The sequence below is a fragment of the Marinobacter halotolerans genome (assembly GCF_008795985.1).
GTDB classification, from domain to species: Bacteria; Pseudomonadota; Gammaproteobacteria; order Pseudomonadales; family Oleiphilaceae; genus Marinobacter; species Marinobacter halotolerans.
Genome location: NZ_VMHP01000001.1, coordinates 1,991,635 through 2,016,617, shown reverse-complemented (window position 1 = coordinate 2,016,617; position 24,983 = coordinate 1,991,635). Strand labels below are relative to the sequence as shown.

The 24,983-nt window shown below is 58.0% G+C and carries 18 protein-coding genes and 1 riboswitch; of the genes, 10 read left to right on the top strand and 8 right to left on the bottom strand.

What is annotated here, in order from left to right; all coding sequences use genetic code 11:
• The first annotated feature begins 58 nt into the window (after positions 1-58).
• Positions 59-1,063: a sodium:calcium antiporter gene (locus FPL19_RS09255; RefSeq protein WP_150912146.1), complete on the top strand. Its 1,005-nt coding sequence runs from the start codon at positions 59-61 to the stop codon at positions 1,061-1,063.
• On the opposite strand, the gene FPL19_RS09250 is transcribed toward FPL19_RS09255, so the two are convergent.
• Positions 1,053-2,264, bottom strand: coding sequence for a D-amino acid dehydrogenase (locus FPL19_RS09250; protein WP_150912145.1), 1,212 nt, complete (start codon positions 2,262-2,264; stop codon positions 1,053-1,055). The genes FPL19_RS09255 and FPL19_RS09250 overlap by 11 nt on opposite strands.
• Positions 2,265-2,427: 163 nt before the next feature.
• Positions 2,428-2,526: riboswitch (glycine riboswitch) on the bottom strand.
• Between the two features lie 222 nt (positions 2,527-2,748).
• On the opposite strand from FPL19_RS09250, the gene FPL19_RS09245 reads away from it, so the two are divergent.
• The 4 genes from FPL19_RS09245 (at position 2,749) to FPL19_RS09230 (ending at position 11,525) form a co-directional block, all read left to right on the top strand.
• A complete protein-coding gene (locus tag FPL19_RS09245; protein WP_150912144.1) occupies positions 2,749-4,152 on the top strand; it encodes an efflux transporter outer membrane subunit in 1,404 nt (467 codons plus the stop codon).
• Positions 4,149-5,411, top strand: coding sequence for an efflux RND transporter periplasmic adaptor subunit (locus tag FPL19_RS09240; protein ID WP_150912143.1), 1,263 nt, complete (start codon positions 4,149-4,151; stop codon positions 5,409-5,411). The genes FPL19_RS09245 and FPL19_RS09240 overlap by 4 nt, the downstream gene beginning before the upstream one ends.
• A complete protein-coding gene (locus FPL19_RS09235) occupies positions 5,404-8,517 on the top strand; it encodes an efflux RND transporter permease subunit (RefSeq protein WP_150912142.1) in 3,114 nt (1,037 codons plus the stop codon). The genes FPL19_RS09240 and FPL19_RS09235 overlap by 8 nt, the downstream gene beginning before the upstream one ends.
• Before the next feature lie 371 nt (positions 8,518-8,888).
• The gene (locus FPL19_RS09230) at positions 8,889-11,525 is read left to right on the top strand and encodes a sensor domain-containing protein (protein WP_191965243.1); all 2,637 of its coding nucleotides are present in this window, start codon (positions 8,889-8,891) and stop codon (positions 11,523-11,525) included.
• Positions 11,526-11,535: 10 nt separating this feature from the next.
• Here the strand turns inward: FPL19_RS09230 and FPL19_RS09225 are convergent, their stop codons facing one another.
• From FPL19_RS09225 to nei, 6 genes are all read right to left on the bottom strand, one after another.
• Positions 11,536-12,903, bottom strand: coding sequence for a sigma-54-dependent transcriptional regulator (locus FPL19_RS09225; protein WP_150912140.1), 1,368 nt, complete (start codon positions 12,901-12,903; stop codon positions 11,536-11,538).
• Positions 12,903-15,056: a sensor histidine kinase gene (locus FPL19_RS09220; protein WP_150912139.1), complete on the bottom strand. Its 2,154-nt coding sequence runs from the start codon at positions 15,054-15,056 to the stop codon at positions 12,903-12,905. The genes FPL19_RS09225 and FPL19_RS09220 overlap by 1 nt, the downstream gene beginning before the upstream one ends.
• Before the next feature lie 125 nt (positions 15,057-15,181).
• Positions 15,182-17,209, bottom strand: coding sequence for a TRAP transporter permease (locus FPL19_RS09215; protein WP_150912138.1), 2,028 nt, complete (start codon positions 17,207-17,209; stop codon positions 15,182-15,184).
• The gene (locus FPL19_RS09210) at positions 17,206-17,715 is read right to left on the bottom strand and encodes a DUF1850 domain-containing protein (protein ID WP_150912137.1); all 510 of its coding nucleotides are present in this window, start codon (positions 17,713-17,715) and stop codon (positions 17,206-17,208) included. Before FPL19_RS09210 ends, FPL19_RS09215 begins: the two co-directional genes overlap by 4 nt.
• 17 nt (positions 17,716-17,732) lie before the next feature.
• The gene (locus FPL19_RS09205) at positions 17,733-18,692 is read right to left on the bottom strand and encodes a TAXI family TRAP transporter solute-binding subunit (protein ID WP_150912136.1); all 960 of its coding nucleotides are present in this window, start codon (positions 18,690-18,692) and stop codon (positions 17,733-17,735) included.
• Between the two features lie 195 nt (positions 18,693-18,887).
• Entirely contained in the window at positions 18,888-19,730 is an 843-nt protein-coding gene (gene nei / locus FPL19_RS09200; protein ID WP_150912135.1) for an endonuclease VIII, read from the bottom strand.
• Between the two features lie 133 nt (positions 19,731-19,863).
• Between nei and FPL19_RS09195 the strand changes: the two genes are divergently transcribed.
• The 3 genes from FPL19_RS09195 to FPL19_RS09185 all read left to right on the top strand — a co-directional run bounded on the left by FPL19_RS09195 (position 19,864) and on the right by FPL19_RS09185 (position 21,638).
• Positions 19,864-20,268, top strand: coding sequence for a hypothetical protein (locus FPL19_RS09195; protein ID WP_150912134.1), 405 nt, complete (start codon positions 19,864-19,866; stop codon positions 20,266-20,268).
• Positions 20,269-20,374: 106 nt separating this feature from the next.
• Positions 20,375-21,121 (top strand): SDR family oxidoreductase, encoded by a 747-nt coding sequence (locus FPL19_RS09190; RefSeq protein ID WP_150912133.1) that lies wholly within the window; start codon positions 20,375-20,377, stop codon positions 21,119-21,121.
• Positions 21,122-21,131: 10 nt separating this feature from the next.
• Positions 21,132-21,638 carry a prepilin-type N-terminal cleavage/methylation domain-containing protein gene (locus FPL19_RS09185; RefSeq protein WP_150912132.1) on the top strand — a complete coding sequence of 169 codons (507 nt, stop codon included), beginning with the start codon at positions 21,132-21,134 and terminating at the stop codon, positions 21,636-21,638.
• Positions 21,639-21,653: 15 nt separating this feature from the next.
• On the opposite strand, the gene FPL19_RS09180 is transcribed toward FPL19_RS09185, so the two are convergent.
• A complete protein-coding gene (locus FPL19_RS09180; protein WP_150912131.1) occupies positions 21,654-23,207 on the bottom strand; it encodes a methyl-accepting chemotaxis protein in 1,554 nt (517 codons plus the stop codon).
• A gap of 195 nt (positions 23,208-23,402) precedes the next feature.
• Between FPL19_RS09180 and FPL19_RS09175 the strand changes: the two genes are divergently transcribed.
• On the top strand, positions 23,403-24,539 hold the full coding sequence (locus FPL19_RS09175; RefSeq protein WP_150912130.1) for a zinc-dependent alcohol dehydrogenase family protein: 1,137 nt from the start codon (positions 23,403-23,405) through the stop codon (positions 24,537-24,539).
• Between the two features lie 15 nt (positions 24,540-24,554).
• Entirely contained in the window at positions 24,555-24,980 is a 426-nt protein-coding gene (locus FPL19_RS09170; protein ID WP_150912129.1) for an acyl-CoA thioesterase, read from the top strand.
• Positions 24,981-24,983: the final 3 nt, after the last annotated feature.

Genomic DNA, 24,983 nt, shown 5'->3' with positions numbered 1-24,983 from the left:
CTGTGGCTTGTACAGACTTTAATTCAAGGATTTGGCTGTTTCCGCCAAGGAGAGAACCATGATGAGCTTCATTGCCTTTCTGGTCGGCGCGGTGGTGATCGTAACCGCTGGTAGCCGGCTCGCCCGTGTCGCCGACGAACTGGCCGATCGCACCGGCATGGGTGAAGCTCTGTTTGGTCTGTTCCTGCTGGCTGGCGTAACGTCGCTGCCGGATTTCGCCGCAACGCTGAGCGCGGCGTTGGATTCTCGCCCTGACCTGGCGATGAGTAATATCATGGGCAGTATGGCAGCCAACCTGGCGTTTCTCGGGATTGCCGACGCCATCTACCGCAAAGCCAACCTGGAGCACGCCGCCGCCTCTTCCACCAATCTGCTGCTGGCGGCACTGCTGATCGTGCTTCTGGCACTGCCACTGCTGGCCATTGTCAGCCCGCCACTGGATTTTCTCGGCGCACACCCGGTTACTCCGCTCATTGTGGCCGCCTATATTTCCGGGTTGTACCTGGTGCGCAGTTCGGAGAGCAGACCCATGTGGTTTCCCCGGGTCACCCTTCATACCGTGCCAGACGAACCTGCCCCGAGCGTGGGGGGCAGCCTTTCCAAAGCCTGGATCCAGTTCAGTACACTTGCCGTTGTAACCGGGGTTGCGGGCTGGGTTCTCATGGAAGGCGCCAAAGGCATTAGCGACCAGACGGGGTTGTCCGACACAGTGGTCGGTGGCCTGCTCACTGCGCTGGCAACCTCATCACCGGAACTGGTCACAACCATCGCAGCAATCCGCCGCGGCGCTTTGACCCTGGCGGTCAGCAATATCTTCGGCACCAACTGCTTCAATATGATTGTTGTCGCCGCCGCAGACCTCGGCTACCCGGGAGGGTCCATCTATCACGATATGGCCCCGGTACAGATGACCTGGGGCCTGATCAGTATTCTGATGACGGCGATCCTGCTGATGGGCATGCTGCAACGTCAGCGTTACGGCATTGGCAGGATCGGTTTTGAAAGCGCGCTGATACTGTCGGTCTATATCGTCGCGCTGGGGATTGTGACAGTTACCGGGTAACCGATTCCGCCAGCATTTCGGCAGTAATCGCCGACAGCGTCCAGCCCAAGTGGCCGTGACCGGTGTTGTAGAACACCGTGGGCAGTTTGCCCTGGCCGACCCGCGGCATCATGTTGGGCAGCATCGGACGCAGCCCTGCCCAGGGGACAACCCGGCGGGTGCTGACGCCGGGGAAGCATTCTTCCACCCAGCGGGTCAGCGGTTTGATCCGGTCATCACGGATGTTGCGATTGTAGCCATTGAACTCGGCGGTACCGGCTACCCGGAACCGCCCGTCGCCCAGACGGCTGGTGACCAGTTTGGTGGCATCGTCCAGCAGGCTGACGGTGGGTGCGGCTTTCTGCGAGGCCTCGTCGTCCAGTTCTACGGTGATGGAATAGCCCTTCACCGGATAGATGTTGACCCGATCGCCCAGCTTGGCAGCCAGGGCACGGCTGCCAACACCGGCACAGATCACCACGCCGTCAAACGTGTCGCGGTGCTGCTGTTCGCCGTCGTGGGCGGTGACCCAGGCGTGTTTCTCGTCCGCACTCAGTTCTGTGACGGTCTGGCCGTAATGGGTCTTGACCCCGAGCCGGACGATGGCATCCGCAAGGCCGTTGGTGAACTTGTGAATATCGCCGGTAGAATCGCTTTCCGTGAAAAAACCGCCGTAGTAAGTGCCGGCGAGCGTCGGCTCAATGTCCTTCATCTCTTCCGGTGTCACGGGGCGTCTTTCGAGGCCGCCAGCGGCCAGCAGCTTGGACACGTGGGCGGCGTGATCAAAGCCGGCCTTGTCCCGGTAGATATGCAGAATGCCCTGCTTTTTGAGGTCGAAATCAATGCCTTCCTCATCGGCCCACTGGAACAGATAATCACGGGCGGCAATCGCCATTCGGGCTGTTTCCGTGGTGTTCTTCTCGTACTGGGGAATGGCCGCGATGAACTCGGCGAACCAGCTAAGCTTGTGCCAGGAGGGCTTGGGGTTGACCAGCAGCGGCGCGTCACTGCGCAGCATCCACTTCATGCCCTTGGCGATGGTCTGCCAGTTGTTCCAGACTTCTGCGTTGGATGCGGACAGCTGACCGCCGTTGGCAAAGGAAGTTTCCATTGCCGCATAGCGGTGCTTCTCATAAACGGTGACGTCGAGGCCGCGCTTGGCCAGGGTGTAGGCTGTGGTGATACCGGTGATACCACCGCCAATTACTGCAATGCGCTTCATAACATGCTCCATAGGCGCCCAGGGTTTCCTCTCTACGCGAATCGGTAGAAAGCACCCCTTCCGTCTATGGACCTGAGAGATTCACACGCCGTTTCAGTGAAACCGGCGGCTTGCTCCTTCGGTGTGCCGAATGACGCAATTATCGGCAGCTCTTCGGAAAGTCTTCATGCCAGCGGTCCTTTTGCCTGAGAGTTTCCGGGGCAGTTGCTCCTTCGGCGCCGGTCTCGCTGTGATGCGAACCAGTCTCTCCCGCTAGCATGACGGCACTGGCAAGCAGCACCGACGAAGTTGCAAGGTAGCAAAATTTTCAGTCTATCGAAACCAGAATCTACAAAGGCCGCTCATTTCCGGAGGTTTGTCAAAATCGTGTAAATCCTGCCAATCTCATGGCCCGGGGTAATCCGCTACGGTCTGTAAATGGTATGTTCTCATCTACCTGCACTGGTTATACAAGACGCCTTACAAAGACGGAAACCGATTATTCATGATCGAACCGATCGTCCAATCCTTCACCCGGCTTCTGCCTGCCGCTGCGCTGCTCCTACTTGTCGGCTGCGCCAGCCGGCAGGAAGCGCCGCCCCCGCCGGTGGAACTTCCGTCTGCCTTTTCCGACACAGGCCGACCAGCTATTGATCAGGCCTGGTGGCAGTCCTTTCAGGATGAGCAGTTAAATCAGCTGGTTCAGCAGGCTCTGGACAGCAACCTGAGCCTGAAAGCCAGCTACCAGCGGCTGCGCCAGGCCCGGGCCGTGGCGGATCGGCAAAGCGCCGCACTGTTCCCAAACCTGGACGCCACGGCCGGGGTTGAACGACAGGAATCCGAAACGGTTGACGCCACCGCGTTCAGCGCCGGACTCACTGCAAGCTATGAGCTGGACCTGTGGGGCCGTGTTCAATCCTTGAGCGAAGCCGAAGCCCTGCGCGCTTCCGCAACGCTGGCCGACTATCAGGCCGCTGCCGTGACGCTCAGCGGGGAAATCGCCAACACCTGGTTCCAGCTGGTGGCGCAGCGGGCCCAGCGTCAACTGGCTGAAACCCAGCTGGAAACCAACCAGAACGTACTTACGGTTATCGAATCCCGGTTTGCAACAGGACAGAGTAGCAGCGCCGATGTACTCCGCCAGAGACAGCTTGTCAGTGCCTCCCGGGAACGCTTGAGCACCATTGAGGGAGACACTGACGTACTGAAACATCAACTGTCGGTCCTTTTGGGCCGGTCACCGGTGCGGAATAACCTGCCACAGGATGCAGCGCTGCCCGCCCTGCCACCTTTGCCGGACACCGGCGTGCCCGCCGAACTGGTGCAACGGCGGCCGGACCTCAGGCAGTCGTGGCTGCAGGTTCAGGCGGCCGACGAGGAGCTTGCCGCGGCCATCACTGACCGTTTCCCGAGATTTTCCATCGAGGCGTCGGTCAGCTCCCGTGCCGATAGTGCCAGTGAGCTGTTCGATAACTGGCTGACAACCCTGGCGGGCAACATGCTGGTGCCTCTGATTGACGGCGGCGCACTGCGGGCCGAGGTCCGCCGGTCCCGGGCGGTTCTGGAAGAACGGGTGCAGCAATACGGGCAGTCCGTGCTGACCGCCATTCAGGAGGTCGAAGATGCACTGGTCCGGGAAAGACAACAACGCCAGCGCCTGCAGAGCCTCCAGAACCAGATCCAGTTGGCGGATTCAACCTATCAGCAGCTACGCAGCCAGTACCTGAACGGTGCCGTCAGCTATATCGAAGTACTGACCGCACTAAAGGACAAACAGGATCTGCAGCGCACCATCCTCAGTACCCGACAGCAACTGTTAACCACCCGCGTCGCCCTTTACCGAGCACTGGCCGGAAGTATCGAAGCTGCAGAAGCCACTCAGGAAACAACGGAGCAAGAACAGGCATGACCCATCCAACTGATGAAAACTCAGTTCGTCCCGAACGTGGCCGAGCGGGCCTGTTTAAAACCGTGATTGTCTCGGTGGTGATCGTGCTGATAGGGGTCGCACTGGTTTGGCTGATCTTCAAGACCGAACCGAAGGCAACCCGCTCCGATCTGGCCCGGAAAACCGCCATGCTGGTGGACGTTGAAACCGTCAGCCGTGGCCGCTACACCCCCATTGTGGAAGTTATGGGCCAGGTCATGCCGGCGCAAGAGGTCACTCTCGGGTCACAGGTTAACGGTGAGATCATTGAACAATCGGACGCTTTTACCCCTGGTCGACAGGTTGAGAAAGGCCAGCAGTTGCTGCAGATCGAACCCGCTGATTACGAAGCCGCCTTACTGCAAAGACGAAGTGAACTGGAGCAGGCCCGCGCCAATCTGGACCTGGAACAGGGACAACAAGCGGCGGCCCGGCAGGAATTCCAGTTGCTTGGGAAAGACATCAAGGCGGCGAACGAGGCACTGATCCTGCGCAAGCCGCAGCTTCAGCAGGCCCGGGCTCAGGTCGATGCCGCGAAAGCTGCCGTGCGGCAGGCCGAACTAGCTCTGGCCCGCACCCGGGTTCGCGCGCCTTTTGCCGCGCAGGTACTGACTCGTGACGTCAGCCCTGGTTCCCAGGTCAGTTCCGGCCAATCCCTTGGCCGGCTGGTGGGCACCGCACAATACTGGATTGAGGCCGCGGTTCCGCTGTCAAAGCTGCGTTGGCTGACCTTCAGCAATGAGCCGGACTCACCGGCCGCAGCGGTGACTCTCTCCCACGACACCATATGGCCGACAGGCCAGACCCGACAGGGCCGGCTCACACAACTGGTGGGCGAGCTGGATACCAACGCCCGCATGGCCCGGGTACTGATCACCGTAGATGACCCGCTGGCGCTGGAGAAATCTTCCGGCGAACCGCCGCTGATTCTCGGCACCTTTGTGACGGCAGAGATACAGGGCAAACCGCTGGACGACGTTGTGCGGCTGGACCGGAACCTGCTGCGCCGTAGCAACACCGTCTGGGTGATGAAAGACCGCACGCTGGCAATCCACGACGTGGAAATCGCATTCCAGAACGAGGACTACGCTTTTGTCCGCTCCGGCCTTGAAACCGGCGACAAGGTGATCACCAACGATCTGGCATCGGTGGTCAGTGGCGCCCGCCTGAGACTGGAAAGCGATACCGAAGAGCCGGCTCCCGAAAGCACCGACCTGGCAAAAGGTGACGGCAATGAGTGATTCGCCCAGACACCAGGGCTGGGTCGGCCCCATAGCCTGGATGGCGCGTAATTCCGTCGCCGCCAACCTGATGATGGTGATGCTGCTGGCAGGCGGCTTCTGGATGGCCACACAGGTACAGAAAGAGGTTTTCCCCCAGTTCCAGCTGGACATGGTGCGGATTACAGTCAGTTATCCGGGGGCAGCACCGTCAGAAGTGGAACAGGGAATTTTGCTGCCGGTAGAAGAAGCAGTCCAGGGCATCCAGAGCGTCCAGGAAATGACTTCCACTGCACGGGAGGGCCGAGGCAACATACAGCTGGAGCTGATTCCCGGCACCGACCGGATGAAAGCACTGCAGGACATTGAGCAGGCCGTGGACGGTGTCCGCACCTTCCCGGAGCAGGCGGAGGAGCCGGAAATCACCCTGGTGACGCCTACCCGGGATGTAATGGAACTTACACTTTATGGCGATGTGGATATCTGGACACTGCGCCAGATAGGCGAACGGGTCCGCAATCGCCTGCTGTCGGAAGCCTCCATCACCCAGGCCATCATCGACGACGTACCCGCTTATGTCACAACGGTCGAGATCTCGCAGGAAACATTGCGCGAGTACAACCTTACCCTCTCCGGTGTGGCCAGCCTGATCCAGCAGTCCAGTGAAGACATTCCCGCCGGCTCCATGGCCACCTCCAACGGCGACATACTGATCCGGCTCAAGGCCCAGAAGCAGTGGGCCGAGGCCTTCGAAAACATTGTGATTCTCAACGCAGCATCCGGGGGCTCTGTCACCCTGGGGGATATTGCCACCGTAAGGGATGGCTTCGAGGAAACCGGTTTCCATTCCCGATTCAACGGTCAGCCTTCGGTGGAAATCGAGATCTTCCGAACCGGCAGCCAGTCCCCACTGGATATCTCTGCGTCTGTGGAAACCGTCATGGCGGAACTGGAAGTCACGCTGCCCGAGGGGGTAGAAGTTCGCATAGACAGCAACCGGGCCAAGCAGTTCGAAGAGCGGATGGACATGCTGATCGAGAACGGCATCATGGCCATGGTGATTGTGTTGGTGATCCTCAGCCTGTTTCTGGAGTACCGCCTGGCCTTCTGGATCATGATGGGCATGACCATTTCTTTCGTGGGCAGTGTGCTGTTCCTGCCGGCGATGGATGTAAGCATCAACATGATTTCCATGTTCGGTTTCCTGATGGTGCTGGGGATAGTGGTGGACGACGCCATTGTGGTGGGCGAAAACATCTACGAATACCGGGAAAGGGGCATGGGATTCCTCGAGGCCGCCATTCAGGGCGCCAAAGACATTGCCGGCCCGGTGACCTTCAGCATTCTGACCAACATCGTGGCCTTTCTGCCACTGCTGTTCATCCCCGGCACTACCGGCAAGTTCTGGTGGCCCCTGGGGGTAGTCGTGATTCTCGTTCTGGCACTGTCGCTGATTGAGGCCCTGTTCATCCTGCCCGCCCACCTGGCCCACAGCGGTCGCGGCAGCGTCACCATCTACGGCCAGTGGATGCACCGCATACAGCGTGTGTTCTCCGGTGGATTCGAGTCTTTCATGAATCGGGTTTACCGGCCTCTGCTGGATCTGGCCCTGCGCTTCCGTTATGTCACACTCTCTGCCGCGCTTACGATCATGGTGGTCTGTGGCGCCTACGCCACAAGTGATCACATGGGCATGATCATGATGCCCGAAGCGCCCGCGGATGAAATCGAAGCAGCGGTCGAACTGCCAGAGGGAACCACCAGCCGCAGGGCCGGCGAACTGGCGATGGCCATCACTCGCGATACTCAGCGCCTGTTCGAGGAAAACAATCTGGCATCCGACGTAGAGGGCATCAAAACCAACGTTCGCGGTCAGAATTCCATCGACGTCGAGCTGGTGCTGCTTCCGGCTGAACAGCGGAACATGACCGTCAACGAAATTATCGATCTCTGGCGCGAACAGCTTGGTGATTTCAAAGGCGTCAATCAGATTACCTTCGAGGCAGAGCAGGGCCCGGGCAGTTGGCGGGACGACATCAGTGTTGATTTGAGCCACGTCAATATCGACATACTCGCCCAGGCGAGCGAGCGGCTCGTGAAAGAACTGAGGCAGGTCTCCCAGACCATCAACGTCAACGACAATTACACTACGGGCAAACCCCAGTTCGATATCAGCCTCACCAGAGAAGGTGAGGCCCTTGGCCTGACCGGCGCCGAAGTGGGCCGTCAACTGCGGGACGCCTTCTATGGCAGCATTGCCCTGCGCCAGCTCCGTGGCATCAACGAAAACGAAGTACGCGTGATGCTGCCGGAGTACCAGAGACAGGATCTCTATTACCTCGACAACTTCGTGATCCGCACCAGCAACGGACAAGAAGTCCCGCTGATGGACGTGGCGCAGGTGAACGTCACGGAGTCCCTGCGGTCCATCGACCGTCGCGGCGGCAGACGGGTCATTACCGTCGGGACGGATGTGCAACCCAAACCCGCCATCAGCCAGGTTCTGGCACTGATGCAGTCGGAAATACTGCCGCAACTGCGAGCCGACTTCCCTGGCCTGACATGGACATTCCAGGGCAGCCAGGCGGACTTGAGGGATTCCACCACCGCCCTCTGGGGTGGCTTCGGTCTGGCCATGGGCGCTATCTTCGCACTGCTGGCCATCGCCTTTGGCAACTACCTGCAGCCGCTGGTGGTGATGCTGGCGATTCCCTTTGGCGCCGTGGGCGCGATCATGGGCCATATGATTCTGGGGATGGAGCTTTCCCTGGTAAGCATCATGGGCATTGTTGCCCTGTCCGGCGTGGTGGTAAACGATTCACTGATCATGGTGACCTACGCCAACCGGCAACTGCACCGGGCAAGTCCGGCCCAGGCCATCTATGAAGCCGGCATGCGCCGCTTCCGGCCCATCATGCTGACCACCCTGACCACCTTTGGTGGCCTGACACCGATCATTTTTGAAACCTCTCTGCAGGCCACCTACCTGGTACCCATGGCGGTGTCGCTGGGCTTCGGCATCGTGTTTGCCACCGCGCTGATCCTCTTCCTGGTGCCGTGTCTGTATCTGGTGCTGGAAGATCTCAAAGGCTGCTTTGGAGCCAGTCGGGCACAAGTTGCTCCTTGAACTACACTTGAACCAGTCGATAAGGAAAGGTTCCGGACTCTTGATCCGGAACTGTCCTCTTAGTTCGGCCGGAACTCGCGCTGGCAATCAGGTGTCATTGGATGCATCCCAAAGTTCGACAGGCCATTTCTGACCTCCTCGGTTTATCCGCTGAAGCAAGCGGCTATCGCTGGATGGCCGTTTTGTCAGACCACTCTCCGGAACCTGTTGTTTACCCTCCAGAGGATCATGAAAAGATCAGGCCTTATCTCGAGGAAAATCAGAGTTTAACCAGCCGTTCGGCCGAGACGGAGGCTATTTCTGAAAGTGGTATTGTGCGTGCCGAATCCGTGATGACGGGACCGCCGAACAACGAATCAGAACCCTCTTTTTTGACCGCAATTGACCTGTTTGACAGCCGTGGCAGACGCCAGGGGTCGCTCATCGCGCTTGATCAACATCCGAAAGCGCTCGACGAGAAACAGGAGCACGCTATCGCCCGCATAACCCGGCTGGCAGCGATGCACATTGAAGCGGGAGCCATAGAAGAGCTGAACCAGCGCCTCAGGACCAGGAATAATGAGGTTGATCTGCTTTCAGAGGTCGCGCGACAGATCAACAATGGCGTGGTTATAACCGATGAGAGAGGGTTTGTTACCTGGATTAACCATGGCTTTGAAAAGATATCAGGCTACAAGCTGCATGAGATGCTGGGCAAAAGACCGGGAGAACTTCTGCAGGGTGAGCAGACCGACCCCGATATCGTAACTTACATGGGTGATCAGCTTGCAAAGCGGCAATCATTCTCCGTCGAAATGATTAACTACCACCGCAGCGGGACCCCTTACTGGATCAGAATTCAATGCCAGCCATTTGAGCCACGCAGCGGAGCCAGAAAAGGTTTTATCGCGATTCAGACAGACATCAGTGCCGAGAAAGCCAACCAGGAAAAGTTTGAGAACAGCCTGAGGCTAAACCACACCATACTCGAAACGCTGCACGATGCCGTTGTCACTACCGATATCAACGGCCGCATCCGCACTGTAAACCCTGCCCTCGAAGAGTTGTTCGGATACCCCGAAGACACCCTGATTGGTCAGTCGATCGAGAAATTAATGCCTGCGGACGTTGCCGATCATCATGGCTCCCACATGAAAGCCTATTCTGATGGCCTGGCGGGATCGGGGAAAATCATGGGCAACGCCAGAAACCTGCATGGTATCCGGTCAGATGGTTCGCAGTTTCCGCTGAGGATTGCGGTAACCGAAACAACCGTCGATTCCGAACGCCTTCTTGTTGCCGCCATTCACGATATCACCGAAAGTGAAGAAGCCAAGGCGGGTCTTCAGCGTTTCAGACAAACGCTCGACGGTACGCTGGATTGCGTATTTATGTTTGATGCTCAAAACCTGCAGTTCTTTTACGTTAATCGCGGGGCCATCGACCAGTTGGGCTATTCCCGTAAAGAACTGATGCGAATGCATCCCTTTGATATCAAGCCAGACTACCCGGAGGACAAGTTCCGGGAGCTGATTTCCCCGCTGGTCAGCGGCGAGGTTCCTCGTCTCAGCTTTCAGACGCTACACAGGCACAAGGATGGCCACGCCATTCCGGTCGATGTCGCCTTACAGTACATGACTCTGGAAGGAGAGCCTCCACGCTTCGTCGCGATCGTCCGGGATATTTCGGAGCAACATCGACACCGGGAAGAGGTGGAGCAACTGGCTTACTTCGACCCGTTGACCAATCTGCCAAACAGGAGGCTCATCCGACAGAGACTGGCGGAGTCAATGCGTACCTGCTCAGAGTCAGGCTGCTTCGGTGCCGTTTTGCTCTCTGACCTGGATGATTTCAAAAATATCAACGACACACTGGGCCATCGTCACGGCGATGACTTTCTGGTTGAGGTTTCCAGCCGCTTCTTGGAGGTGCTGGGCGAGAACACCTCCTTATCCCGGCTCGGGGGCGACGAATTTCTGGTTGTTCTTGACACTGCCGAACAGGACCGCAGTTCAGCCATCCGGAAAGTCAGCGAAACAGCGCGGCAACTTCTCAACGCCGCCTATCATGCCTCCGAAACCATCGGAGGGGCACAGCCGGTCTCCACCAGCATTGGCATCGTTTTTTATAACAATGCCTCCAACTCCACAGCCGAACTGATGCGCATGGCGGATATCGCCATGTACGACGCAAAAAGGAAGGGCAAGAACAACTTCAGCATTTTTGATGAGGTGATGGAGCGGAACCTGCTGGAAGAACACACCTTGACCGGTGACCTGAGCGTTGCCCTGGGCCGGGACGACGAAATCCTTCCCTGGTTCCAGCCAAAAATTGATCGGGAGGGGCAAATTACGGGCTTTGAAGCTCTGGTTCGGTGGAACCACCCTGAGCGTGGCTTACTCAACCCAGGCCAATTCATTGACCTGGCAGAGAGAAAGAACCTGATCGTGCCGATGAGCGATCATGTCCTGCACCAGGCCTGCCAGCGAATGAGTGCCTGGCGCCAGCAATTTGCCATCGACGACTGGACCATATCGGTCAACATCAGTCAGAGCCAACTGGCAATGCGCGACTTTCCGCAGAAGATTGAGCAGGTGCTGAATAAAACAGGCCTGCCCGCCCGGGCCCTGATACTGGAAATCACCGAAACGGTGGTAGCGGAAAACATTCTTCACAGCATCCGGCAAATGGAGCTGGTCAGGCAGCTCGGCGTCCGGTTTTCCCTGGATGATTTCGGCACAGGCTATTCATCAATGTCTTATCTTCGTCAGCTTCCCATTGATGAACTGAAAATCGACAAGACCTTCGTCGACAGCATTTTGCACGATGAGGAAGGCAATGCCATCGTCAAAGCAATACTGGATCTGTCACACAGCCTGAAACTGTCTGTGGTGGCAGAAGGGATAGAAGAAGAAGCGCAGTGGGAGGCGCTCAAAGCACTTGGGTGCGAAGGCTTCCAGGGCTACTTTTTCAGCCGACCGCAGCCATCCGAGATCATCCTGGAAATGCTTAACCGGGAGCGCCGCTGACCGGCCCTGGCTACCTGATAAAGGCTTCTCGCCTTAACCCGTGCTTCTGCATTTTTTCGTTCAGGGTTCGTCTAGGCAGACCGAGTACTTCCATCACTTCCTTGATGTTACCGTTGTGGTGGGTCAGCTCGGCGGAAATCAGCGCTTTCTCAAACTGATCAATGCGTTCACTCAGGGACCGCTCCGCTGAAAGCGTTGCCGACGGGTTGCTCAGGCCCAGACGCATCAGATCCGAGACCGAAATGCCGCTGATGCTCTGTGACAGCAAATAGCGTTCGGCGGTGTGTTTCAGTTCTCGCACGTTACCCGGCCAATCGTGCAGCTCCAGGGCAAGCACGTCCTCGTAGTCGAGCTTCGGCACTTCCAGGCCGTTGTTCCTGCCCGCTTCCCGCAGGAAATAGCTGAACAGGGCAGGCACGTCATCAATCCTGTCACGAAGGGCCGGCAAGTGGATATCGGCCACCATCAGACGGTAGTAAAGATCTTCCCGGAAACGTCCTTCGTTGGCCGCTTCCCGGAGGTCCTCTTTGGTGGCGGAAATAATCCGCACGTTGATGGGAATAGGCGTGTTGGACCCGACCCGCACCACCTCCCGCTCCTGCAGAACCCGCAGCAGCTTGATCTGGAAAGACATGGGCATGCTCTCGATCTCATCAAGGAAGAGCGTGCCCTGGTGGGCGGCTTCGAACAGCCCGATCCGGCGTTTCTGGGCGCCGGTGAAGGCGCCCGCCTCGTGCCCGAACAGCTCGCTTTCAAGCAGGGTCTCGGGGATGGCGCCCACGTTAATGGGCACAAAGGGATGCTCACGACGAATACTCAGGGCGTGCAGGCTACGGGCAACAAGTTCTTTACCGGTACCGGTCTCGCCGGCAATCACCACATCGGCGTTAACGCGGGCAAGACCCTGCACCTGCTGGCGAAGCGTACGCGTGGGTTCGGACTCGCCGATGATAATCGACGCCAGCCAGTCATCGTTCGCAGCCGTCGCCTGCTGAGGCTGGGTGGCAAGGGTTACCTTGCGTTGCTGACAGGCCCGTTTGATCACGTCAATCAGCCTGTCCTGCTTGTAAGGCTTTTCAATGAAGTCATAGGCACCCAGTTTCATTGCCTCTACCGCCTGGGCGATGCCCCCGTGGCCGGTGATCAGAATCACCGGAATACCCGGGTCAACGGCCTGCAGAAGACTCATGCCATCCATGCCAGGCATCCTGATATCACTCACCACCACACCCCGGAAATCACTGTTCAACAAGGGAAGCGCATCGCGGGCGTTGGTGAATGTGCGCACTTCAATGTCCGCCAGCATGAGGCACTGGGCGACCGATTCCAGCACGGTCGGCTCATCATCAATAACCACGGCATGGGTGATCTCATTCATCAACTCGGCTCCGCAATGTTTGTCGTTGTTATTGGCAGTATCAACGTAAAACAGGTCCCCTGTCCTGCTTCACTGCTAACCGTCAACTCCGCGCCGATGTCACAGGCAAGGCTATAGCTGATTGCCAGGCCCAGGCCCAGGCCCTGCCCCATGGGCTTGGTGGTAAAGAAAGGCTCGAATACCTGGGCAAGCTGCTCTTCCGACATGCCATGGCCGTTGTCTTCAATGCTCAACGCCACCTGACCGGGACTGTCGTCCTGCGCTTTCACGCTGATGCTTATGCGCGCCGCCGGCTGGCCGGCCAAGGCGTCAATCGCATTGCTCAGCAGGTTTACCACAATCTGCTCAAGAACCATGGCGTTGGCCTGAACGGAATAGTCCTCGGCCAGGTGCACGGTGCATTTGATCTGTTCCGCATCAAGTCGGGCACTGAGCAGCTCCAAAGCATAATGAATGGGTGCATGCACCGACACAAACGCGCTTCCGGAATTTCGTTTACCGGAGAAGATCCGCAGTTGCCGGGACAGCCTCGAAAGCCGCTGAACCAGGGATTCGATCCTTACCAGATTTTCGCTGACGGCTTCCGGTTTGTTGCGCTCAAGCAGGACCTGGCTGCTGGCGACGAAATTGGACAGTGCCGTGATCGGCTGGTTGATTTCATGGGCAATAGCCGCCGACATGCGGCCCAGAGCCGCCAGCTTCTGGTTCTGCGCCAGCGCTGCCTGCGCCTGTTCAAGATCGCGCGTGCGTTCCTGCACCCTCCGTTCCAGCGCTTTGTTGATTTTCTGCAGAGCCTGCTGGGCAGCCGTCAGTTCCGTCACATCCTGTACGGTCAGAATGAACTCTTCCTTTTCGCCCACCCATATCCGGTTCAAGGTGTAGATCACCGGGAAGCGGCTCCCATCAGTCCGGATACCCTCGGCCCGGCAGGCCCCTTTTCCGGCAGCGTGGGGATCCCAGGGCTCAATCAGTTCTGCCGGGGCGTGGTGATCATCCGGGTCTTCCAGCGCAAACAGGGAACGGGCCTGTTCGTTCAGGAATATCGGCCTGAACCTGGCGTCCAGATTGAGCAGGCCCACGTCGGTGTTCTGGATAATCGCCCGCTGGTGTGATTCGCGCTCAGACGTCAGCCGCACCAGGGAAGCCTGGGCCTGGGTGCGTCGCCTGCGCTCGCGATAGAACAGGCTGCCAACCGCAAACACCCCGTAAATCAGAACCATCAGTACCTGCTTGGAAAACACCCGGGCCCTGATCTGCTCCAGCGGAACCCGCACGTGCATCCGCCATGGGTACTCATCGATAGCCGAGCCAAAAACAATCTGGGCACCAGAATCCATCAGATCGAAAGTCGACCAGTCTTCGGATTGCCACTGGGTCACCCGATCAAGCGATTCGATGCGCCCTCTACCATACTGCTGAGTCTCGGTCAGTCGGGACTGGAGGGTTTCTGAAATGGGACGTAGAGAGTAATAGTGCCACCTTGAGTTCGACGCCAGGAAAATGATTCCGTTCTCGTCCGTTACCCATACCGAGTCGCCGGAATTTGCCCAGCTCTGTTCCAGCTTCCCCAGGTCGATCTTGATAACAACGACACCCAGAATCTTACCGGCGTCTGAACGCACAGGCGCCGACAGAAAAAGCCCTGGAATCCCCGATGTTGCGCCGACGGCAAAATAAAAGCCCGATTCACCGGCCATGGCGTCACGGAAATAGGGCCGGAAGCCGTAATTTTTACCGACAAAACTGGTATCGGCATCAAAGTTACTTGAATAGTAGGTCTGCCCGCTCCGATCCATCAGAAAGATTTCATCGGATTCCGCCTGCTCGTTGATCTGCCGTACAAGTGCGGAGCCCTGACTGTAGCCCGTCACCGGAGTTGCCGGCAGGCTGTCCAGAGAACTGACAATTCGGGGATCAGACGCCAGCACCTGGGGCAGATAGAAATGGCGTTCAATGGTGGCCAGAAGGGACGTTCTGTAGGCACCCAGGCGCTGAACAGAATCGGTTCTGGCCTGATTGATCTCATACCGCATCAGTCGTGAATCGGTTGCCAGTATCACAAGAATGAGAACAACCAACCCGAACACCAGCCAGAACGGCAGGGATTTCAGGGGCATTGCATTGCGATGTGCAGCCGGATCATTCAGGGACATAGGGCGTTGTGATTCTACTTGTCAGATAAAACACCCGGGGTACCGAGTGACCCCGGATGAGTAAATAGCACCAGTCTACTATCAGAGCCTCACCCATGCCCCTAAAAGCACGGGATCACTCAGGTTCAGCGGTTGGAAGCAACCGCAGTTGCTCTTTCGTTGCTCAAATGCTGATAAAGGTTGATTGCCAATAGCACCAGTATGGTGCCGGCACCAGCAACTTCGACCAGAAGATCGGGGTAAAAGACACAGATGACAGCACCAGTCAGGACGATCCGCATCCAGGCCTTCATATAGGTAAACAGAAAGCCCTCCAGCGCCGCGGCAAAGGCGGCAAGGGCCAGAATCGCCATAAACCCGTTCCACAGCACCAGGGGCAGTGGTCCACCCAGGATAATGGACGGGTTGAACACCATGAACAGCGGAATCAGATACAGCCCTTTGGCAAACTTCCAGGCCTGGACGCTGGTCTCCATGGTCTTGCTCCCGGCAATGGCCGCCGCTGCATAAGCCGCAAGCGCCACGGGCGGCGTAACGTTGGAATCCTGGGAGTACCAGAACACCATCAGGTGGGCGATCAGGAGCGGAATACCGAATTCATTGGTCAGTGCCGGGCCAACCAGCACGATCAGCACGATGTAACTGGCCGTCACCGGCAGCCCCAGCCCGAGGATCAGGCTGGCAATGATCACCAGCAGAATCGCCAGCAGAATGTTGCCGTCGGCAAAGGCGATCATCATCGAGGAAAACTTGAGGCCCAGTCCGGTCAGGCCTACCACCGCCACAACGATGCCGGCGATGGCACAGGCAATACTCACCGACACCGCGTTACGGGCGCCCAGGTCCAGCCCCTGCATGAGCTTTATGCAACCGGCACGGATCGCGTTCTTCAGCGACGCCGCCAGCTGATTGTCCGCCTTGCCCTGGCGATAGGCGACGAACAGACCGTTAACGCCGGCAATAACAATAATACCCATCACCGCATAGAACCCGACTCGCATCGGCGACACGCCGGTAACCAGCAGGTAGACCAGCATGATGATCGGCAGCAGGAAGAACCAGCCGGTGGCCATCACATCCCTGACCTTCGGCAGCTCGCTGGACGGCAGGCCCTTCATGCCCTGCTTGATGGCGATGATATGAACCAGCAGGTAAACCGTGGCGAAGTAGAGCAGCGCGGGGAAAACGCTGACCTTCACGATTTCCAGATAGGGCACCCGGGTGTATTCGGCAATCAGGAACGCGCCGGCGCCCATCAACGGCGGCATGATCTGCCCGCCGGTACTTGCCGCGGCTTCTATGCCGCCGGCCTGCGCCGGGCGATAGCCCAGTTTCTTCATCAGCGGGATGGTAAAAGCGCCGGTAGTGACCACGTTCGCGATGGAGCTGCCGGAGATCGACCCCATGCTGGCGGACGCAAGGACTGCTGCCTTTGCCGGCCCACCCCGCTGCCTGCCGGTGGCGGCAAACGCCAGATCAATGAAAAAACGACCGGCACCGGTGACTTCAAGCATGGCGCCAAACAGTACAAAGATGAATACGAAGGTTGCGGCAACACCCAGCGGCAAGCCGTAGATACCTTCCTGGCCCAAAAATAGCTGAGCGCCGACCCGATCAAAGGAATAGCCCCGGTGTCCCAGAATACCGGGCATCCATTCACCAAGCTCGGAAAGCGGACCGCGGGACCCAATCACCGCATAGAGTATGGCCACGATGCCAATAATGGTCAGACCGGCACCCACAGCCCGCCGGCTGGCTTCCAGCAATGTGACGGTGCACACCCAGGCCATGACGATGTCGGTCTGGTTCCAGAACCCTGCACGAGCCATGATGTCATCTAGAAACCAGACCAGATAAAGGCCGGAGGCGGCCGAGGCGATGAAGAAGCCGGCATCCACCACCGCCATCACCTTGCCCCGGGCTTTGCCGGGCCTGGGCCCGAAGATCAGAAAGCACAGCATCATCACCAGCATGAGATGAATGCCGCGCTGATAGAACAGCCCCAGCGGTTGAATGCCCGCGCTGTAGAGCTGAAAAAGCGACAGCCCGATGCCCATCAGGGCGATTAACCACACCAGCGGGCGGGGGCCGCCCATCAGTGTCGGCTGCCATTCACCGTGGGTCTTGAACGGGATTGCAGATTGTTGACTCATTGAAGCTTCATTCCTTTATCGCCGGCAGGAGTCAGACGGATCTCCACAGACTCATTGGCCGCCAGATGGCTGAGGCTGACCGTGCGGGAACCCGTGCTGATGCGATGGTTCACAGATTCGGAACCCACCCGTAAGCGAAGCGTGTTGTCCGGTATGGGCACATCCATATCGACGATGCGATACCCGTGCTGACTATCCGATTCCAGCGTCCCGCGTCCGGATATGTGCCCCAGACCTGCCGCAAAATCCGGCGTCTGGGTGCTCTGCAGCATGAGTTGCTCATTGCTGACAGTGAAGCAGTCAATCACCGGAAAGCCCTGAACCGAGTGGTTCCAGATCAGGCACCACTGGCCCGACCCCTGAAGGCTGATGCGGGCCAATGGCGCCTGGTCGCGGCCGGTAACGGCCAATTCCCAGGCGGTGTCATCGCTGGCGGTGACTGCCACGGGCAGGAACACCCATGAAAGCAGACCCGCCAGACAACAGACTCTGATTGCTGAACCCATAACTCACTCGGCCAGGGTCAGGGGCGCAGATTGTCAGGGATAGACGCCCCAATTTCCTCGTAATAACGGACGGCGCCCGGGTGCAAAGGAATAGGGGTAGACTCGAGGCTGAACTCCACCGTGGTGTCATTGGCCGCCGGATGAATGGCCCGAAGGGCTTCCACCTTTTCGAACAGAAGCTTGGTGATCTTGTAGGCAAGATCCTCAGACATGGCCGAATTTACCGTGAGCACGTTAGGAATACCAATGCTGCTGGTGGGTGCTTCCAGGCCCTCATAGATTCCGGCCCGAAGTGTGTAGGGAGCAAAAACCGGCACTGCTTCCCGGGCGTTGGCCACTTCCTGCTTCGACAGCGAGACCAGGGCGATATCGCGGGTGTTGGCCAGGCTAACGATGGAACTTGTGGGCGGGCCCACGCTCCAGAAACCGGCATCAATGTCGCCATCGCGCAGAGCATCGGCGGATTCATTGAAGTTGAGACTGCGAACGTCAAAATCCTCGAAGCTCATGCCGTTGGATTCCAGCAACGCTTTGGCGTTTACCTCGGTTCCACTGCCGGGCGCCCCGACGGAAACCCGCTTGCCTTTCAGGTCTGCCAGGGAGGTAACACCGGAGTCCGCCAGTGTGACGATCTGAACCGCGTTGGGATAAAGCGAGGCAAGTGCCAGCACATCAAGCTTATTGCCGTTAAACCGCTCGCCACCGTGATAGGCCTGGTGAACCGTATCTGCCAGGGCAATCGCCAGATCGGAGTCCTGGCGATGAATGAGGCCCATGTTCTCAACGGACGCACCGGTCACTTCCGCAACCGCCTTGTAGCCTTCAATCTCAGAACTGATCAGCTCGGCAAGGCCGCCCCCGAGCGGGTAATAGGTGCCCCCGGTTCCACCGGTAGCAATCGACAGGTTGGTCTGGGCCTGGGCTGAAGCAGCGCCCATCATCAGGCAGGCACTGGCTGCAATAAGCAACTTTCGCATGGTAATCACCTCGTTATTATTTGAATGGCATCGATGTCTGAAAGACGTCAATGACTGGTCAAGGTAACTGCAGCTAACGTGCCAAAGGCTCAAAGCCCGCGAATAAAGGCCTGAAGGGCATTCCGGATACAGCAATAGGCGGAAATCCGCCGATTAGTGCCGAATAGGATAAGCGGAAACTGGCCGGCTAAGGGGTCAGGTGCGGGTATTCTGGCAGGTTTCACACAAATACAACCGGCGACTGGCCTGCTGAATTCGGGTAATGGGGGAATCACATTCGTGACAGGCCTGGCCATCGCGATTGAACACCATGTGACGGCGCTGGCCAAAGCTCCAGCCTGCCTGTTTCAGCCGTTCAGCCCGATCCGGATCGTTGGTGATGCCTTTTAGCCGATAGGCCCGGCTGAGCATCTCCAGAATGGCCTGGGCGAGGCGTTCCCGGTCAGTCCCGTCCAGATCTTTCGGCCGGGTGGCAGGCGCCAAACGAGCTTCGAACAGAATCTCCGAGCGCAAATAGTTCCCTATACCGGCGACAAACCCCTGGTCCAGTAAAAGGCCACCCAGTGCCCGTCCGGCAAAGCGCTTGTCGTCAAAAACCGCCATCAGGTCGTTAATACCAACCGACTGATTCAAGGGGTCCGGCCCCAACCGGCTCAGATAACCCACCTGGTCCAGGGCATCCGGCCTCACCAGCTGTATGTCCGAGGCGCTGTAAAGCCGTGCAGCCTTCTTGCCGCTGAAAATCGCAAATCGCAGCTGGCGGTTGGTAGCGGGTTCTCTGTTTGGGGAGCCCATACGCCATTTCCCATACAGTTGGTTGTGACTGTATACGCACCAGGAGCCGTCCGTGACCGTGGCCTCAAAAAACACCAGAACCGCTTTTCCCCTGGCTTCCACCGAACTCACTCTGCGTCCGGCCAGAGCCGACTCGAAAGATTTATAGTGGTCGAAAGCAAAAAAGACCTGCTCGGCGCTCTTGTCACCAATCGCAGCCTCAATGTCATCCACCATACGTCGTATTTCGGGCCCTTCGGGCATTGTCAGCTCTCCGGCTACTTGTTCGGTACGTAGATGTAAAGCTACGTTCATTGTCCGCTTTCGGAGTACCTGGCAGACCCAATTGGAAGATTCTTCGTACTGGAGTTGTATTAGATTGAGACAGGTGGCGGGAATGAATGACGCATTGCCTCGCAACAACAGGCTTTACTCTGCCGCGGGAATCACGCTGATCGCGGCTGTCCTGATCACTGCCGCACTGACACTGCTCAGACCCGAAGAAAGGGAGCAAACCACTGTGGTGCCTGTTGCCTACGCCAGAGCGCATGGCGCGCAGAGCTGGGATGCGGCCACTTGGCAGGCATTTCGCCAGAGCCCGGATAACCGCTGGCTGTTATCGGAGGCGGACTTGCAGGCGCGGGGCGACCGCCTACCCGGGAAATGGCTGCCAGCCCTGAACCAATGCCTGTATATCAGTCGGTTCATTGCCACTGTGGAACAGTTCGATCTGGACGAAAATAAAGCCGAGATTCGGCAACTGGCCAGCCAGCGTCAGCGCTGCTATATCCGCTTTCAATAGCGGCCCCTGTCAATAAATCGGTGCTGAACACGGATCAGTCCTGTGGAGCTTTTTGCCAAATAGCGATAGGGTGCAAGCTTCAGAACACAGTTGGAGACCATGCATTATGCGCAAGAATATCCTGATCACCGGGGCCAGTTCCGGGCTTGGCGAAGGCATGGCCCGAGAATGGGCGGCGAAGGGCTGCAATCTTGCGCTGTGTGCCCGCCGGGCGGACAAATTGGAAGCACTTCAACGTGAGCTTCAGCAGGCCTATCCGGACATCCGGGTGTTGGTGCGGGGACTGGACGTGTGCAACTACGAGCAGGTATTCGAGGTCTTTCGGGGCTTCCGGGAAGAGCTGGGCAGCCTCGACCGGGTTGTGGTCAACGCCGGCATTGGCAGCTCCCAACCCATCGGCAGAGGCCATTTTGAAGCCAATCGCCATACCGTGGAAACCAACGTTATCGGCGCGATTGCCCAAAGCGAGGCAGCCATGGAAATCTTCCGCGAGCAGAACAGCGGGCACCTGGTGCTGATGTCTTCAGTCAGCGGCGTGCGCGGGTTCCGTGGGCCGCTTAACGTTTACGCAGCCACCAAGGCCGCGGTCGCTTCCCTGGCGGAAGGCCTGCAACTGGACACCTACGGCAAACCTATTAACGTCAGCAACATCATGCCCGGCTATATCCTGACGGACATCAATCGCGATGCGAAAACGGCCCCCTTCCGGGTGGATCTGGAAACCGGGGTAAAAGCCCTGGTTAAAGCCATCGAGTCGGAAAAGCGCTGCGCGTACGTGCCCTGGTGGCCCTGGACGCCTCTTAGCCGCGTACTGAAAGCCATGCCTTTCGGGCTATTTGCGCGGGCGATGTGAGAGGCAACAGATGAGCAGTATTCCGGCCTCACGGCCAGATGGTTTTACGCTGATCGAGCTGGTGCTGGTGATCGTTATTCTGGGGGTTCTTGCCGCCTTTGCCCTGCCCCGCTTTGCGGATCTGTCATCCAGCGCTCGCCTGGCTGCGCTGGACGGTGTGGAAGGTACCATGAGAAGCACCATTGGCATTGTCAAAGCCAAGGCCCGGGCGCAGGGCCTGTCTCCCGCCGCTGCCAACCCATCTGGCGGCAACGCACAAACCGGTCTCATTATCGAAACAGAAGCGGGCCGTTCAGAAGTGGACTGGCGCAACCTCTGCCCTGAAAGCCGGGCAGAGAGTGCAGACGCACTGACAATGCTGGATTATCTCTCGATAGATGAGAACGACCAGACCTTGCTGAGCCAGGTTGATAACCGGTACACCAGAGTCGGTTATGACCTCAATACCTGCTATGTCGAGTATGACTCTTTCGGTGACCCTGAATGCACAGTAACCAAGGTCACCTCAGGCTGTTAAAAACCCGGTTCTTCCCTATTTGAATCGCACAACCAGCTCATGCAGATCGCTGGCGATGCGGTCCATCTGTTTCGAGCTTTCCGTGGACTCTTCACCCTTGGCCAGATTTTCCGAGGCCAGGGTTGAGATCTGCTCAACCTGTTCGTTGATCTGATCCGCCACCTGGGCCTGCTCTTCCACGGAGGCGGCCATCTGTGTTGCCATTTCGGCGATGACGTTGACCGACTCGGCGATTTCGCTGAGGGTTCTTTCGGCTTCCAGCATTTTCTCCAGACCACTGTCCGCCGCCGTATTGCCCTCTTTCGCAATCTTCACCGAGTTGGAGGCACGGGACTGCAGGGTATCGATAATGCCGTGGATTTCTTTGGTGGAATCCTGGGTCCGGCGGGCAAGGTTGCGCACTTCATCGGCCACCACCGCAAATCCGCGGCCGTGTTCACCGGCGCGCGCGGCTTCGATAGCCGCATTCAGAGCCAGCAGGTTGGTCTGTTCGGCGATTTCTTCAATGATCTTGGCGGCACCCGCAATCTTGCCGGTTTCCGACGCCAGCTCCTGAACCGACTCACTGATGCTGTGCACCGTAGACTTCAGATTCTCGATCGCGCCACGGGTAGCAGCCACCACTGTCGAACCCTGGGTCGCGAATTCGCGTGCACCGTCCGCCTTCGATGCGGTTTCCTGGACGTTGGAGGAAACCTCCGCAATCGTCTGGGACATCTCGTGAACAGCAGCGGCGACCTGCTCGGTTTCACCCTGCTGTTTGCGGAGCGTCTGCTGGGCCTCGTACATCACTTCGAGCCCGTGCATCGCACCGGTCTTGGCCTTGTTTGCGGAATCCTCAAGGCGGGTCAGCACCGCATCCAGGTGGGCCTGCTGGGCGCGGACAGCCACCTTGATTCGCCCCAACGGCAAATCGTCATCGGTATAGCTCAGAGCCGCCAGGTCGTCGGTAAAAGACTTTTCCATTAATGCCGTTACCGAACGCAGAAGCTGCCGCTTGGACAGGTTCATCCAGATTGCATAGGCGACCACTCCCACCGATAACACAAGCTCCGACGCGAGCCGATAGTCAGAATAGAAAAGCAGGGCCACGGCGCTGAATACAGCCGCCAGAAAAATAACACTGGGGCTCAGCCTTTTCCAGAAAGGCAAGCCGCTTTTACCGCTACGGATCTTTGCGTAGAGCTTTTCGGCCCGCTCCACATCCTCGCGGTTCGGACAGGACCTTACCGATTCATAGCCCACCACACTGCCGTTCTCTGTAACCGGAGTGACATAAGCGCTGACCCAGTAAAAATCGCCGTTTTTGCGTCGGTTCTTGACCAGGCCCATCCACGGTCGCCCGGACTTAAGATAAGACCACATCTTTTCATAGGCTTCCGGCGGCATGTCCGGATGACGAATAATGTTATGTGGCTGCCCGATCAGCTCTTCCCGGGTAAAGCCGCTTACTGCAACGAAGTCGTCGTTACAGTGTTGAATCTTGCCTTTCAGATCAGTCGATGAGATCAATTTCTGGGATTCAGGGAACTTCAGCTCTACATCTGTTACGGGAAGGTTTTTACGCATTGAACAAATCCTTTATATGAACAATCTTATTATTCGATTCAGCAAGTACTCTTATCATCGGCCGAGAGACGAAAGCTTTTAACTTTATTTGTCATTTTTCGTATCCGAACTGGCCCATGAGTTACCTTCCCCTCGCTGCAAAAAGTGCGGTACTTTGTCTAAAACTCATACAACAACACAGCAGGGAATACCCCTATGAAAATCCGCGCAGCCGTTCTGCAAACCATCGGCGCCGAGCGCCCTTACACAGACACCCGCCCTCTCTCAATCGAGACACTCGACCTGGAGCCGCCAGGTGATCGCGAGGTGCTGGTGCAGATCAAAGCTGCGGGGCTGTGCCATTCCGATCTTTCAGTCATTGACGGCAACCGCCCCCGGCCGGTGCCCATGGCCCTGGGCCATGAGGCGGCGGGTGTGGTCAAAACCGTTGGCGCGGGCGTCCACGATCTGGCGCCGGGCGATCATGTGGTCACCGTGTTTGTGCCCAGCTGTGGCCACTGCGCTCCCTGCGCCGAAGGCCGGCCGGCATTGTGTGAACCGGCGGCGGTGGCCAACAACGCCGGCACCCTGATCGAAGGGGGATACCGACTGCACCGTTCCGACGGCACGCCCATCAACCATCACCTGGGCGTGTCCGCCTTTGCCGACCACGCCGTGGTATCCCGGGATTCACTGGTCAAAATCGACAAGTCACTGCCCTTTGAACACGCAGCGCTATTTGGCTGCGCGGTGCTGACCGGCGTTGGTGCCGCCATCAATTCCGCTAACATCCGCCCCGGGCAAACCGTTGCCGTGATCGGGCTGGGCGGTGTAGGGCTTAACAGCGTGCTGGGTGCGTTGGTCGCTGGCGCCAGTGAAGTCATCGCCGTGGATCTGGACGATGGTAAGCTCGCGACCGCCAAGGCTCTGGGTGCCAGCGTGGGATTCAACCCGTCCGATCCCGATTGCAAGGACCAGATCCGTGCGCTGACTGGCGGTGGGGTGGATTGCGCCATCGAAATGGCCGGTTCGGAGAAAGCCCTGGAACTGGCGTATCAGATCACCCGGCGCGGAGGAATGACCGTAACGGGTGGGCTTGCCCACCCGGACCGCAAGGTGTCGATCCAGCAGGTCAGCCTGGTGGCGGAAGAGCGAACACTGAAAGGCAGTTACGTGGGCAGCTGTGTACCGGTACGCGATGTAGCCCGTTATGTCAGTCTGTTCCGGCAGGGGCGATTGCCGGTGGACAAACTGTTGAGCGACACGCTCACGCTGGACCAGATCAACGAAGGCTTTGAACGTCTGGCCGACGGCAAGGCCATTCGTCAGGTTATTCTTTTCGACAGCAAATAGACCCGGTTTTTATCCATGGAACGATCTGATTTCTCTGTTTTTTACCCCATCACCACCCGCTGGATGGACAACGATATCTACGGTCACGTGAATAACGTGACCTACTATTCCTATTTTGATTCGGTGATTAATCGCTACCTGATCGACGAAGGCGGTCTGGATATTCACCACGCCCCCGCTGTTGGGTTTATGGTCAGCTCAAGCTGCCAGTTCAAAAAGCCGGTGGCCTATCCCGAGGCGCTGGATGCCGGCCTGAAGGTCTGCAGAATCGGCTCGAAGTCGGTCACCTACCAGGTGGCGATTTTCCGGGAAGGCGAGAACGATGCTGCCGCGATAGGGGAGATGGTTCACGTATTCGTAGACCGGGCCAACAATGTGTCAGTACCCATTCCCGGCCCAATCCGTAAGGCGCTTGAAGGCATTCATTCTCAGCCAGGATAACTG

Excerpts from the sequence above, each read along its gene's own strand:
- FPL19_RS09225 (WP_150912140.1), bottom strand. The coding sequence starts at position 12,903 with ATGAATGAGATCACCCATGCCGTGGTTATTGATGATGAGCCGACCGTG.
- FPL19_RS09180 (WP_150912131.1), bottom strand. The coding sequence starts at position 23,207 with ATGCGTAAAAACCTTCCCGTAACAGATGTAGAGCTGAAGTTCCCTGAA.
- FPL19_RS09245 (WP_150912144.1), top strand. The coding sequence starts at position 2,749 with ATGATCGAACCGATCGTCCAATCCTTCACCCGGCTTCTGCCTGCCGCT.
- FPL19_RS09255 (WP_150912146.1), top strand. The coding sequence starts at position 59 with ATGATGAGCTTCATTGCCTTTCTGGTCGGCGCGGTGGTGATCGTAACC.
- FPL19_RS09240 (WP_150912143.1), top strand. The coding sequence starts at position 4,149 with ATGACCCATCCAACTGATGAAAACTCAGTTCGTCCCGAACGTGGCCGA.
- FPL19_RS09235 (WP_150912142.1), top strand. The coding sequence starts at position 5,404 with ATGAGTGATTCGCCCAGACACCAGGGCTGGGTCGGCCCCATAGCCTGG.
- FPL19_RS09185 (WP_150912132.1), top strand. The coding sequence starts at position 21,132 with ATGAGCAGTATTCCGGCCTCACGGCCAGATGGTTTTACGCTGATCGAG.
- FPL19_RS09195 (WP_150912134.1), top strand. The coding sequence starts at position 19,864 with ATGAATGACGCATTGCCTCGCAACAACAGGCTTTACTCTGCCGCGGGA.
- FPL19_RS09190 (WP_150912133.1), top strand. The coding sequence starts at position 20,375 with ATGCGCAAGAATATCCTGATCACCGGGGCCAGTTCCGGGCTTGGCGAA.
- FPL19_RS09175 (WP_150912130.1), top strand. The coding sequence starts at position 23,403 with ATGAAAATCCGCGCAGCCGTTCTGCAAACCATCGGCGCCGAGCGCCCT.
- nei (WP_150912135.1), bottom strand. The coding sequence starts at position 19,730 with ATGCCCGAAGGGCCCGAAATACGACGTATGGTGGATGACATTGAGGCT.
- FPL19_RS09170 (WP_150912129.1), top strand. The coding sequence starts at position 24,555 with ATGGAACGATCTGATTTCTCTGTTTTTTACCCCATCACCACCCGCTGG.
- FPL19_RS09250 (WP_150912145.1), bottom strand. The coding sequence starts at position 2,264 with ATGAAGCGCATTGCAGTAATTGGCGGTGGTATCACCGGTATCACCACA.
- FPL19_RS09205 (WP_150912136.1), bottom strand. The coding sequence starts at position 18,692 with ATGCGAAAGTTGCTTATTGCAGCCAGTGCCTGCCTGATGATGGGCGCT.
- FPL19_RS09215 (WP_150912138.1), bottom strand. The coding sequence starts at position 17,209 with ATGAGTCAACAATCTGCAATCCCGTTCAAGACCCACGGTGAATGGCAG.
- FPL19_RS09210 (WP_150912137.1), bottom strand. The coding sequence starts at position 17,715 with ATGGGTTCAGCAATCAGAGTCTGTTGTCTGGCGGGTCTGCTTTCATGG.
- FPL19_RS09220 (WP_150912139.1), bottom strand. The coding sequence starts at position 15,056 with ATGTCCCTGAATGATCCGGCTGCACATCGCAATGCAATGCCCCTGAAA.